At 55.6% G+C, this 11,756-nt stretch carries 10 protein-coding genes and 2 pseudogenes; 7 read left to right on the top strand and 5 right to left on the bottom strand.

Annotated elements, in window-relative coordinates; all coding sequences use genetic code 11:
* Window positions 1–183, bottom strand: a pseudogene (locus E8A46_RS10025) (3'-5' exonuclease); the annotation flags it as partial.
* Window positions 184–371: 188 nt separating this feature from the next.
* Between E8A46_RS10025 and E8A46_RS10020 the strand changes: the two are divergent.
* Both E8A46_RS10020 and E8A46_RS10015 read left to right on the top strand, forming a co-directional pair.
* Window positions 372–809, top strand: a complete 438-nt coding sequence (locus E8A46_RS10020) for an MbcA/ParS/Xre antitoxin family protein (RefSeq protein ID WP_291560016.1) — start codon at window positions 372–374, stop codon at window positions 807–809.
* The gene (locus tag E8A46_RS10015) at window positions 806–1,483 is read left to right on the top strand and encodes an RES family NAD+ phosphorylase (protein WP_291560014.1); all 678 of its coding nucleotides are present in this window, start codon (window positions 806–808) and stop codon (window positions 1,481–1,483) included. The genes E8A46_RS10020 and E8A46_RS10015 overlap by 4 nt, the downstream gene beginning before the upstream one ends.
* 205 nt (window positions 1,484–1,688) lie before the next feature.
* On the opposite strand, the gene E8A46_RS10010 is transcribed toward E8A46_RS10015, so the two are convergent.
* The 3 genes from E8A46_RS10010 to E8A46_RS10000 are packed head-to-tail and all read right to left on the bottom strand — an operon-like array spanning window position 1,689 to window position 5,082.
* Window positions 1,689–2,609: a plasmid partitioning protein RepB C-terminal domain-containing protein gene (locus tag E8A46_RS10010; protein WP_291560012.1), complete on the bottom strand. Its 921-nt coding sequence runs from the start codon at window positions 2,607–2,609 to the stop codon at window positions 1,689–1,691.
* A complete protein-coding gene (locus E8A46_RS10005) occupies window positions 2,606–3,514 on the bottom strand; it encodes a plasmid partitioning protein RepB C-terminal domain-containing protein (protein ID WP_291560009.1) in 909 nt (302 codons plus the stop codon). Before E8A46_RS10005 ends, E8A46_RS10010 begins: the two co-directional genes overlap by 4 nt.
* Complete coding sequence (locus E8A46_RS10000) at window positions 3,511–5,082, bottom strand: recombinase family protein (protein WP_363251458.1); 1,572 nt, start codon at window positions 5,080–5,082, stop codon at window positions 3,511–3,513. Before E8A46_RS10000 ends, E8A46_RS10005 begins: the two co-directional genes overlap by 4 nt.
* 89 nt (window positions 5,083–5,171) lie before the next feature.
* On the opposite strand from E8A46_RS10000, the gene E8A46_RS09995 reads away from it, so the two are divergent.
* From E8A46_RS09995 to E8A46_RS09985, 3 genes and pseudogenes are all read left to right on the top strand, one after another.
* A complete protein-coding gene (locus E8A46_RS09995) occupies window positions 5,172–5,570 on the top strand; it encodes a hypothetical protein (protein ID WP_291560007.1) in 399 nt (132 codons plus the stop codon).
* 1,086 nt (window positions 5,571–6,656) lie between these two features.
* Window positions 6,657–7,505, top strand: a complete 849-nt coding sequence (locus tag E8A46_RS09990) for an alpha/beta hydrolase (RefSeq protein ID WP_291560004.1) — start codon at window positions 6,657–6,659, stop codon at window positions 7,503–7,505.
* Window positions 7,498–7,998: pseudogene (locus E8A46_RS09985) on the top strand (methyl-accepting chemotaxis protein); the annotation flags it as partial. The gene E8A46_RS09990 and the pseudogene E8A46_RS09985, both read left to right, overlap by 8 nt.
* An 811-nt stretch (window positions 7,999–8,809) precedes the next feature.
* Here E8A46_RS09985 and E8A46_RS09980 read toward each other — a convergent pair.
* Window positions 8,810–9,031: a hypothetical protein gene (locus tag E8A46_RS09980; protein ID WP_291560002.1), complete on the bottom strand. Its 222-nt coding sequence runs from the start codon at window positions 9,029–9,031 to the stop codon at window positions 8,810–8,812.
* A gap of 123 nt (window positions 9,032–9,154) precedes the next feature.
* Here E8A46_RS09980 and E8A46_RS09975 point away from each other — a divergent pair, with 123 nt between their 5' ends.
* Both E8A46_RS09975 and E8A46_RS09970 read left to right on the top strand, forming a co-directional pair.
* On the top strand, window positions 9,155–10,195 hold the full coding sequence (locus tag E8A46_RS09975) for an HD domain-containing phosphohydrolase (RefSeq protein WP_291560000.1): 1,041 nt from the start codon (window positions 9,155–9,157) through the stop codon (window positions 10,193–10,195).
* Window positions 10,196–10,212: 17 nt separating this feature from the next.
* The gene (locus E8A46_RS09970; RefSeq protein WP_291559998.1) at window positions 10,213–11,349 is read left to right on the top strand and encodes a GGDEF domain-containing protein; all 1,137 of its coding nucleotides are present in this window, start codon (window positions 10,213–10,215) and stop codon (window positions 11,347–11,349) included.
* Window positions 11,350–11,756 lie beyond the last annotated feature (407 nt).

Below are 11,756 nucleotides of genomic sequence, written 5' to 3'. Positions count from 1 at the left end.
AACCACCTCGTCCGAGGCGGTATCTAATCCGGTTGTTTCCACGTCGAATAAAATTCCGACTTTGGTGAGCTCTGTCGGCGTCGAAAAATGCTGTCGAAAGGGCAGTCGTCGGAGGACCCGATACTCTCCCGATTGTTCGAGAGTTTGAACCATTGCCGCGAGATCATGGTCGGTAGCTGTCATAACGCTGCTCAAGCGGATTTTGGGCGTGATTTGGGGATGTTACGCCTTTGGCGGGACCTAGCCTGCACTTCGTTAGTCATCTTATTGGACCAAAAACCCCAAAAAACTTGCTGATTCAGTGGGATCCACTTCGCCACCCTTGAGTTATCTCCAGATATGCAGTATATACTCCATATCTGGAGTTAGACATGACCATCCCGGAAAAGGTCCTTACCGCCGCCGAGCCGATCGCTTTGGATCGGCGTTCTGACCCCGAGGTCCGCAAGCGGATGTCGGGGCCGGCAATGCGCACCTTCTTCAATCTTGCCGACCGTTGGAAGTTGTCCGTCGGGGAGCGCCGGGCACTGCTGGGTTGGCCGAGCGAATCGACCTATCATAACTATCGCAACGGCAATGTCGGAACACTCTCCTACGACGTCCTCACCCGTATCTCGCTGCTGATCGGCATGTTCAAAGCACTTCATATTCTTTATCCCGACTTCGCTGACCGGTGGATGAGGCTGCCGAATTCCAATCCGATATTTGGCGGTCGCCCGCCGATCGAATGGATGACGACAGAAGGCGGGATGGACGGTCTTTATCGGGTTCGGCGGCTTCTCGATGCACGGCGAGGTGGCTGGAATTGAGCCCGCCGATTGTCGCGGCGCGCCTAAAGGATACGCATCGCCTCATCCCAAGCCGCTATCCGCCAACCGGGATTCTCGATCTTATCGCGGCGCTCGAAGATTTTGAGGCGGTTGCGGAGCTCGAAGGCTGGACCAACGATCGAATATCGGCGGAGCTTGGCGTGCTCAGTATTCTTCAAGCAGGGGAATGGGTATTGGGACGCGCCAATGCGACTGCGATCATGGCGGCGTACTGTCATCCAAATGAGACCGGCGGTCGGTTTAGCAGCAGCGACCGCGGTGCCTGGTACGCTGCCCTCTCAATTGAGACCGCGATCAAAGAAAGCGTATTTCACAGGACCAAAGAGATTGCCGAAAGCGGCATCCTTGAAACCACAGTTCAGATGCGTCAGTACCTCGCGGATTTCGAAACCGAATTCCATGACGTTCGAGCGAGCCCAGAGTTCGACGCCTGCCACGACCCAAACAGCTACGTCGCAGGCCAACAGCTCGGCGCCACGCTTTTGGAGAGTGGATCGAATGGTTTGTGGTACCGCAGCGTCCGCAATCCGGGGAATGACTGTGTCGTTTTCTTCCGGCCCGCTCTCGTTAATAACGTTCGAACCGGTGCGCACCTCGAATACAGATGGGAAGGCCAACCCGATCCAAAGGTGACGCAAATAAGCGCTGACTGATTTCGAGTAAACCGAGCCGCTGGTGTCAGCGTGCGCCGACGTCGCACGCTGACACGCCACCTCAATCTATTCGGCCGGTGAAAACTCGACCGGCCTGATGGGCTCCAGACGGGTTCGCCGCCATCCCCATCGCCGCAATTGATCCGCCCCAGCGTGCGGCTTCTCCTGCGGTCCCCGCGCTTTTGGGTCCGGGTCCCCTAGGGTCTTATGCCGCCTCGCTTGGAAGCGTTGACGTCATCTCAGCGATCTTCTGAAACTCGATCAATAGCTCCGGCTGATGTTGTGCAAGGTAACGCGCGACGCGATCATTGGTAATCAGCTTCCGAAGATAACCTTTCACCACGGTTAGGTGGAGGTGGTCCTGTCCATACGAATCCTGGATAGAAGATATGGCTTCCTGCAAACGTGACAGTTCGCGCTCCATGCGGGCAATTGCTTCGGCCGTCATGCCCTTCAATCGCTTCGGCGTCTGGACGGAGGCTAATTGTGCCTGGGGTGTGCCCGCCAATATCGCGGAAGCATAGCTGACCGAGAAATTGTTCGCATTTATCAGAAGTTCGGCCGCCTCGACTTGACGCAGAGGGCTCATTTTTCGAAGGACGTCAAACACTGCCATGGGGCAGAATTTGTCCTTCAGCAAGCCAATCGCTTCAGAGCAGATCCCATCCAACAGCTGGACTTTACGCGACAAACTCCGAACGTTAATATTTAGCGCCCTAGCGATCTTTTCTTTCGAGACGTTTCTTTCAATCGCTTTGGCGATCATTCGTTGCTCCTGGACCGGAGACAATCGGCTAATACGCTTGTTGTAGGTAAAGGCCTCGTCGTCGCTGGAGACCAAGCATTCGACCTCAACTTGACCTAGGTCTCGGAGCGCTTCGATCCGGAGATGGCCGTCAAGCAAGAGGTACAAATTGGCATCCCGGGCATCTCGAATAACGACTGGTGGTTCGACCAGTCCGATCTCGCGAATAGACGCTGCGATTTGGCGGTACTTGTGGCTGGATTTAACGGTCTTCTCCATCGCTTTAACGGGCAAGATCGACTCGATGGGCAGCACGATACAGTCTGAATCAAACGCCTGAACCACCGTATCCCGCGCGGCTGGATCCGAACGATTACTCATACTGTCGCCCCTGCAGCTATTCTCTGCTCGAGAAACGCTGGCATTAAGTCCAGACTCTCCACTTTTAGCAAATTCGCAAAATTCTCGTCATCACGGAGCTCGCGGAGCGCTTCGACGATGAAGAGCAGACGGCTTTGAGTGACCTCAGCTTTTTTCACAAGCAGCTTTTGGCGATCCGCCTCTTGTCGATAGACGCGTATGATCGATTCTCCGGTGAGCGGTCGCTTCGAGCCTTGTCGACCAAACCTACTGTCGTGCATCTGCTTGCCGCTGCGCCGTCGACGCTCAATCAGTCGCCTGACCGCAACCAGCTTCTTTCCGCGCAACTTCTTTTCCGTATAGGCTTGCGCCAATGCTTGCTGAACGTCCTCGTCGCTCGACTTTGCGATCTCGATAGCCATGTTGAGCGGTAGAATGCCTGCTTCGACTGCCGCAACCAATCGCTCCTCACCATTTTCAAGGAGCGTGCTTATCATACGAATATAATCGCTGCTAACTCCGATTTTTGCTGCGATCTCGCGATCGCCATAGCCGCGGCCGCGCAGAGTTGCGATGTCTTGCAGCAGGTCGACAGCTTTGTGCTGGCGTCTTGCACAGTTTTCAACCAGGCTCATAACCAGGCAATCGCTCTCCTCGGCCTCAATGATAATGGCTGGGATCTCTGTCTGACCGAGCTGAATGAAGGCCTCGATTCGACCTTGGCCACATACAAGGTCATAGCTTGCCGAGTCTGCATCGCTCTTTCGCGGGCTGACTGTGATTGGACGCTTCAGCCCGACGTTGGCGATGCTTTGGACGATCTCTTGAAAGTTCCGGCGATTTCGCACCCGAGGATTTAGAAACCGTATTTGGTCGATTGGGATGGTCTTTACCCGTTTCGGACCTTTCGCTTTAGATTTGCTCATGCTGCCTCCCGGAATGAGGTTTGGGCTGCCATTGAATAGAGAAAACTGAGCGATTCGAATCGGTAAGCATCCAGCGAAAGCGCATTGTTTTCCGCCATCCGTATCCGGCTGGCATTCATGTCGATGCTCGGAAGGATATAAAAATCGAGAGGCCGCTCGTTCGAGCGGTCCAACCGGACGGCAACCGTGACGTCGGGCGCAAGGCCGGTGTCAAATCGAATTTGCCATCGAAGCGCACCAGCCTGGGTTTCAAAGGACCGCGCCAGGACGATGGATGCGGTAAATTCGCCATTTATCGAAAGCAGGTGGCTCACAGGGTCGCACACGACGGTTGCCCCCGCGCTTTCTAGACCCGCTACGACCTCGGCCAACAATCCAGGGAAGGCCTCGCGTATGTGCCGGTTGATTTCGATATATCTGTAATCGCGGTCGGGTTCGTAGCCGATTAGGCTGTAGGCCCTCACAAGGCTGCCGAAGCGGTGTCGGTATAAACTTGATGAGGGCATGCCGTCGCGCTCATCGATAATGAGACCGGACAACGATCCCTCTTGTTCAAGGACGGTCTGCAGCAGGGATAGTAACTCTTCGTCGGAATAATGGTTGCCGCGCTGGTCGATGATGGCTCTGGCGCGTTCAAAGAGAGCTCGATCTACAATTGAAGGGAAGACACCATCGGCTCGAACCCAGGTGTCGCGCCGATTGACAACACGACGCTGCTTCAATTTGTACGAGACACGATTGAATATGTTGTTGCCGATGTACTTTTCGTTCGTCAAAATTTGATGGATTGATGCACGAGTCCAGGGGCGGCCGAGATCGCTCAGTATCCCACGTCGATTAAGTTCTAACGCAATTTCGCGCTCGGATTTGGCCTCCTCGACGAACATCGAATAGATGCTGTGAACGTGTTCGATTTCTTCCAGCGGACCAGGGGTAAGGACGACGCGGTCGGTCTGGAGGCTCTTTCGGTCGCCACGTCCGAGCTCACCCTTGGGGTTCCGACCCTCGTCAATTAGGAGGCGTCGTAGGCCAAATCCGGCAGGGCCACCCTGGCGAAAGCCGTGCTCGATGAGACGGCATTGCCCTGCAAATACCTTGACCGAAAGCTCGCGGCTGTATTCGCCAGCCATGACCCGTTTGACGTTTTTGAGGAGGATCGACCCCATGCTGCCGTCATTGTCAAACTGTTCGCCACAATAGTGAACGCGGATCCCCGCCCGAGAGCAAACGTGCTCGTGATATGCACCTTCGTCGGCGTCCTGAAATCGCCCCCAACGGCTCACGTCATAGACCAAGATGGCTTGGAAGTTGGCACTGCCGGATTGCACTTCCTGCATGAGGGATTTAAGTCCCGCACGGCCGTCCATTCTTAAACCGCTACGACCGGAATCTTCAAAGATCCGCACAATCGTGTAGCCGCGTTGCTCAGCATACCGGCGGATCGTGTCGAGTTGATTTTCGGTGGAGTATTTCTGGTGATCGGTCGACATCCGAACATAAGCGGCTGCTGGAGAAGGCCCTTCTGCTCGATTTGAGCTTTTTCCGATGCTTTTTATTTGCCTTGTCAATCAGCACCCAATTCCGACGGCGATACTGCCGGCCTCTCCCAAAGGCGGTCCCGAGTTACCCGCCTGATCGTATGGGACAGGAGCGTGGAATGTCGCGTCCAAAAAAGGGCAAGTCCTTTCCTAAAAAGGGAAAGTCCTTTCCAAAACGTGGCGGAGGTGGAGGTTCGGATTTCAGCCTTGACGATCATGCGTTCGCGATGAAAATTGCATCAGCATTGAAGTCGGAGCTGAAGGATCGAAACTCTCGCGCAAAGTTGGTTGCGGGCTGGACAGGTGCGTGTGAGCGCACTGTCAAAAATTGGATTTTAGGACGATACGCGCCCTGCGGCCGACACCTCGTCGTGTTGGTTCAGCATTCAGACCAGGTGCTAAATGCCATCCTGTCGATGGCGGATCGGCAGGATTTGCTTTTGGCCCCGAAGGTGGAGGACCTCAGGCGAAAGGTCTTTGAGCTGGCGGCTATTATCGGGCCTGATCCAGGTGCCTAACCCGGTGCCAGGCTCGCTGATGCGGTCGAGGCCCCCGCGGCCGTACTCCATCGGGGTTACCGGGTTGGGCTGGCCAGCCGGCCGCGCGGCAGGCTGTGGGACCGTCACGTACAGCCATCTCCCGGTCTGGCCGGGGATTTCCGACCGCCGTCCCAATTTCAGGGAACCGGACCCGCCTGGATCCCCTGGACTACTCTGGGCTACGTGGAGAAGGTTCGACCCCAGTTCCTCTCCCTCCGCCACTGCCGCCCTCCCTATCTGTCTCAAATGCCACTAAAGCTTCAAAAACGGTCTTTAAAACGAGCCTTTTACCCAATCGACGCCGTACCAGAGATGCGCCGATTTCGGAGATCAAAGCTTGGAGACGCGGTTTTTCTCCAAAGCTTCGTACTACGACGATTTAGTACGGTTCTGAAAGCTCACCATCTAAAGCATTTCCAGACGCGCCCGCCAAAACGGTTCGAATCCCTATCGGACATGCGAGAGGCAGCAGGACTGTTTAAATCCTGCCTTCGGCGTTCCACTCGACTCTCAGGCGACGATCGCTTTGTCGGGCTCGAACGCTGTAAGGCTCCAAGGGGCCGTCGTCATGCCGTTGGAATTTCGACCTAGCTCGATCGTTACTAGTCGATCCCCATTGAAGGCTGGACTTAACTCAAGCGCGAGATATTCGAAAAGCTGCCGGTCGTGCACGGCAATTATCACCTGCCGACCGTGCTGCTTTACCTGCCGCCAATGGTCGTACCTCTAACGTCGCTTAGGGGGTGGGGGTGGTCCAATCTATAGCGCGATGAAAGGGCGAACCGGTGGGACTCCTTCATACGCAAAAAGTTGGAATTAAATACAAAAAGCCACTGGCTGATCCGTTCGCTCTTTAGCCTGCGTCAGGCACCCGAGTTAGCAATCCGATCCGCGCCGGCACGTATTGAATGCTCAGCGAGCACGCCAATTGTGGCAGTGCACACAACCAAGAAACTGGGCGCAACACGGACGCATCCTGTGATAGAAACAGCATGCTGCACCTCGATTCCACCGGGGTGCCGGTTATGACGTGGCATTATTTTGACAGGAACGGCCTAGAGCAGGATGCCCGAAAAAGTTCTCTTGCTGTTCATTCATGGGCTCGGTGCTGATAGCACAACATGGGGCCAATTCCCGGCGCTTCTTCAGAGTGATTTGGCTCTCAAGGGAAGGTTCGATTTTGAATTTTACCGGTATCCTTCCAACACTGTTCGGTTCCCGTGGTCCAAACAGTCTATCCGAATTCAGGATCTAAGTAGGGCTATGCGAACCGAGCTCGGTGCGCGTTTTGCGAATTATTCCGATGTGATCGTTGTCGCTCACAGCATGGGTGGGATTGTTGCCCAGAAATATATAGTTGACGAACTTAAAGAGCGGCTAAAGCTGCGAATAAAGGGCCTAGCCCTGTTTGCGGTGCCGACGGAGGGCGCTCAATTAGCGAAGTGGGGAGATCTAATCTCCTTTCAGCATCGCAACCTAAAACAACTTCGGAAAGAGTCGGATCTTTTGGAAGCAATCCGAGAGGACTGGAGACACCTAGATTGCAAGAATGCCTTGAAGATATTGGCCGTCTTTGGAGGACAAGACACCGTCGTGCCATACATCAATAATACGGGCGATAAGATCGAATACATTGCAGACGAGGATCACCAGAGCATTGTCAAGCCACAATCCCCAAAAAGCACGTCATTCCTTTTGTTGCGGAACTTTCTGATTGAAACTCTTTCGCTTGATTTAGTTAGTGCTGATTCAAACGATTCGAAGGGGCAGGAAACCAAAAAGCTTGCGCTCCGGCAGATAAGCAAACCGAATACTGTACTGTTTGATGCTTATCGACCAGAAAGCGAACCATATTACGTGGTGCGCAGAGAGGATGCAGTAGTTGAAGAGTACGTTTCAAGGCAAAATGGTTAAGCTGATCACGTCCATTGCGGAACAGACCAATCTCCTCGCGCTCAACGCCACCATCGAGGCCGCCCGCGCCGGCGAAGCTGGCCGCGGTTTTGCGGTGGTCGCTCAAGAGGTCAAGAACCTGGCGGGCCAGACCGCAAAGGCCACCGACGAGATCAGCTCGCACATCGTCAACATGCAGCGCGCCACCGGCGAGTCCGTGGATGCGATCAAGGCCATCGGCCTGACGATCGAGCGCATCAGCGAGATCACTACCTCGATTTCCTCGGCTGTCGAGGAGCAGGGCACCGCGACCCAAAGCATCGCGCAGGGGGTCCAGGCTGCCGCCGGCGGCACCCTCGATGTTGCCGAAAACATCGAGCGCGTCGCGCGCGGTGCCGGACAGACCGAGACGACGTCGGGTCAGATGCTGAGATCGGCCCAGGCGCTGTCCGAGGTGAGTATCCATCTGAGGGACGAGGTCGAGAAATTCCTGGACAGCGTTCGCGCGGCGTGATCGTCACCCTTTGCAATGCCTGCTGCCGCCGCTGAAAATCTCTGCTGAGAAATTTCTGTAGACCGGAAGTGAAGCGTGCACTCACAACGGTGCTTTTTATCCATTCGTACCTCTGCGACCGCAACGTGCAGCAGGCGGCGCAAGGCACCGCAGCAGGTTTGATATCGCATTGTCGATCTGGGCCGGCGAAACCGGCTCGGCCTCGTGGCAGGTGCTGTCTCCAGCACAGTCGCTATCGGACGAAAGCAACCGATTCGAGTTAGAGGTAGGCAAGGTCAAGAAACTGCGCGCGCGGCTTAAGAGCCGGTGGCGGCGATCCTGCATATGCAGCGGGGGCCGCGCTTCGCAAGGGCGATGTCAATGGCGGCACATTTTTGTTAACGTTTCGCTGATATCCTACGTTCGTCGCGGGGCCGTATCGCGTACCGCGACCAACGGTGACGGATGAAAACGTTCGAAACAACTGATCAAATCCTGGCGCGTCGTTGCCGGTACGCCCAATATCGGAACGAAAGAGCTACGTTGACGATCGAGGGCTCGTTGGTCACGGGACTGATCCGCTCGGTGAAGGAGGTTGCGTCTAGTGTACCAGCGCGCTGGGTCATCACAGTCGTCACGAAGAAGAACGTCGCGGCATAGCAACCCACCACACGGCGACCCTGGCCACTTCCGAAATTGGCACGAAGCTGACCAAGCCGTTGCCCTGATCAAGGTCTGCTGTTGAAGGGCAAACAGACATCGATCATTCGCTAGTTGAGGTCTCACTTTGACCCAACGCAGACATGACCTTGAAGATCATTGGCGTGTGTTCTCAGGTAGCGCGCACTGATTTCAGGAACTTGCTCACCTCTGCCCTGAGCTGGCTGCTCTCGCCGGTCAACAACTGCGCGGCGGAGAGCACCAGCGACGAATCCGAGCGGGACCCGCTGGCGCCGCACTGCACGTCGGCGGTATAGGAGCTTAAGCGCCGTCTCTTGGACCAGAAATCTCGTTTCTGGGTTTGTTTTCCATCGGTTCCGATGTTTGTCAGCATTTTGACCCGCGCTGTTCTCAGTTAAACTACGTACCGCGCGCTTAGCCCTTGGTTAGGGCGGTTCGCCTACAATGGTCAGTCATTGAGATTGCGACATGCTTTTTTAGTCGCCTGGCTTTTGAAATGCTTGTTCATTTCGTCACCGATGAACCTACGAAGATACCGGCCATCCGCGCTATGCTGGAACCGCAGTATCACGTTGCTCCTCAGCTGTTGGGAAGTGGTGACACGCACTTCAATCCAAACAGCGTGCTAATGGTTGACGCCGACCTGCGTAAGGCGGCTCGTGTCGAGCAGATCAAGCTTGTTTTGCGGGACCTGAGCTGTATTCCTGAAAAACTGTTTGTCGTTCAGAGTCACCTTCACCACATGGTTGCGCAGGCATTTGCGCTCGGAGCGACCGCCGTGGTTTCTCGTCCAAGAGAAATCATACTCAAACTGGCGCAGATCGAAGTCGCGGAGAAGGAAACACAAACCGACTCTGCCGTTGCCTCACCCGAGATCGCAGCTAGCGCGGCGGCCTTCGCGTCCATGTTTGTGGCGATACGGAACGGCAAACCGATCGACCTTTCGGATGCCGATAACGCCACAACACAAATCATCAACGGCATCGCGCAAAACGGGCTTGGCGCCTGGCTGGACGACGTTCGCCGCTATCATGAAGGAACGTTCCAGCATTGCTTGCTGGTGACAGGAGTGGCGGTCGGCTTCGCGTTGGATTTGCGGTTCGCCAGTGTGGACGTGAAGCGGCTTGGAATATCGGCAACCCTCCATGACATCGGGAAGGCGCGTATTCCCTTGTCGATTCTTGACAAGCCAGGACGCCTTGATCCAGGTGAAGAGGAGATCATGAGACGCCATCCGGTGATCGGATATGAACTGCTGAAGGATTTGACAGGCGTTAGTCCGGAAGTTCTTGACGGGGTAAGGCACCACCACGAATATCTCGACGGTTCCGGTTACCCCGACGGGCTGATGGCGCCGCAGATCTCCGACCTCGTAAGATTGCTCACGATCGCCGACATCTTCGCCGCGCTCGTTGAGTTGCGGGCGTACAGGCCGGCAATGTCCGGCCAAAGCGCCTACAAGATTCTGTGCGGGATGGATGGAAAACTGGAGCAATCGCTCGTCAGGGCGTTCCGTAACGTGGCGCTTGTGACGTGAAAAGGCTGGACGGCGCTATGGTCAGCACAGTCTCGGACGCCATTGATTACACGGCGAATGCAAGGTCAACGATATCGGCGGTCGAGGCTCAGCGGCGTCTCAAGCAACGCCGGCAGATGCTCCTGCTCCAGGCTGCGAGCTACGCGGTCGGCGATATCATTGTCTTAATCTACGCGTATGCGGGAAAGGTTTCATTCGTCATCCCTTCGATGTTTTTTCTCGGCGGCATCGGTCTGACGGCATTGTTTGCCGTGCTGTCGGAAGTGAATTTCGGCGACAGGTTCGACGACCATTTTCTGACCAGCTTTCAGGCTGTCACAAACATCACGATGCAGCTTGCATTCTTGCTGGCGGCTCCCGAAATCGGGTTTTTGTTTCTCACCGTGGTTTTTGTGATTTTCGGGTTTGCGGCGCTGCGAATGACCTCCCGCGAAGCGGCCATCCTATGGGCGTTTACGGGTTTCGGGGTCGTCACGATATTCTTCTTCCTAAAAGTCCCGATCGCCTTACCGATGCAGACGACGCCTGAATGGTTTGCCGGAGCGCTTTCGTTCGTCGCGACGCTTGGACAGTGTGCGTATATCGGGCTTTTTGGAAACTCGATGCGAAGAACGCTCCATCGGCGCACGGTCGAGCTCAAGGCTGCCAATCGACGGATCGAGGAACTTGCGCAGCTGGATGAATTGACCGGCCTGCTGAACAGGCGTTACATCATGAAATCCCTGCATGAGGAAATGACCCGCGCGCAGCGCAGCAATATCCCTTGCTCTGTCGCCATCATCGATCTGGATTATTTCAAGATGATCAATGATCGGTGCGGCCATCCGGCCGGCGACGAGGCGCTGCGTACGTTTGCAATCAGCGTATTCGCCAATATCAGAGCTATCGACAAGTTGGGCCGTTACGGCGGCGAAGAATTTCTTCTGATCCTGCCCAATACCGCGAGTGACCAGGCGGTGCGGATAGTCGACCGGCTTCGCTCGATCATTTCGGAAGTGGACTGGACCGCAATCTCCGGGGATCTAAATCTGACCATGTCGGCCGGGGTTTGCTCCCTACGTCCGGCTGATTTCGCCGAGGACATTCTGGCCCGGGTCGACGCTGCGCTTTACCGGGCAAAAGATGCCGGTCGTAATCGGGTCGTTGCGGCATAACCCCGTCTATTCTCACCTGGTCCGACATTTCTGGCCGAATCGGGGAGGGTCTGCCGAATGTAGAGGCGACTTCCGATTTTGGCACGCTTGAGACATGCCGACACACGCCGAGAATGTCTGCTTGTTGGGGTGGATCGGAAGTGAACGGTCGATGGGCGAAGCGGCGCTTTTGACCCGGAGCGGACATTCGACTGCTTTGAACTAAGTAGCAGCACCTTTCGAATCGTTTGCATTATCGCGCAAGGCGCCTACTCGTTGGCCTCAGCTTTTCCCCGCTGCGGCCTTTTTTGGGGCACAAGTCGCCGCGAATCCGCCAGCCTTTGCCGCGACCAACTCTCGGGGGCACGATGGAGGTGGCGATGTCGCGCAGGCGAAAATCATCTTATCAGCGTCGCAGTACAACGCCT

It is taken from the genome of Bradyrhizobium sp. (assembly GCF_004799445.1).
Classification (GTDB): domain Bacteria; phylum Pseudomonadota; class Alphaproteobacteria; order Rhizobiales; family Xanthobacteraceae; genus Bradyrhizobium.
The sequence above is the reverse complement of the archived record's forward strand: the minus strand, read 5'-3'. Positions and strand labels throughout refer to the sequence as shown.

Excerpts from the sequence above, each read along its gene's own strand:
- E8A46_RS09990 (WP_291560004.1), top strand. The coding sequence starts at position 6,657 with ATGCCCGAAAAAGTTCTCTTGCTGTTCATTCATGGGCTCGGTGCTGAT.
- E8A46_RS09980 (WP_291560002.1), bottom strand. The coding sequence starts at position 9,031 with ATGCTGACAAACATCGGAACCGATGGAAAACAAACCCAGAAACGAGAT.
- E8A46_RS09975 (WP_291560000.1), top strand. The coding sequence starts at position 9,155 with ATGCTTGTTCATTTCGTCACCGATGAACCTACGAAGATACCGGCCATC.
- E8A46_RS10010 (WP_291560012.1), bottom strand. The coding sequence starts at position 2,609 with ATGAGTAATCGTTCGGATCCAGCCGCGCGGGATACGGTGGTTCAGGCG.
- E8A46_RS09970 (WP_291559998.1), top strand. The coding sequence starts at position 10,213 with ATGGTCAGCACAGTCTCGGACGCCATTGATTACACGGCGAATGCAAGG.
- E8A46_RS10005 (WP_291560009.1), bottom strand. The coding sequence starts at position 3,514 with ATGAGCAAATCTAAAGCGAAAGGTCCGAAACGGGTAAAGACCATCCCA.
- E8A46_RS09995 (WP_291560007.1), top strand. The coding sequence starts at position 5,172 with ATGTCGCGTCCAAAAAAGGGCAAGTCCTTTCCTAAAAAGGGAAAGTCC.
- E8A46_RS10020 (WP_291560016.1), top strand. The coding sequence starts at position 372 with ATGACCATCCCGGAAAAGGTCCTTACCGCCGCCGAGCCGATCGCTTTG.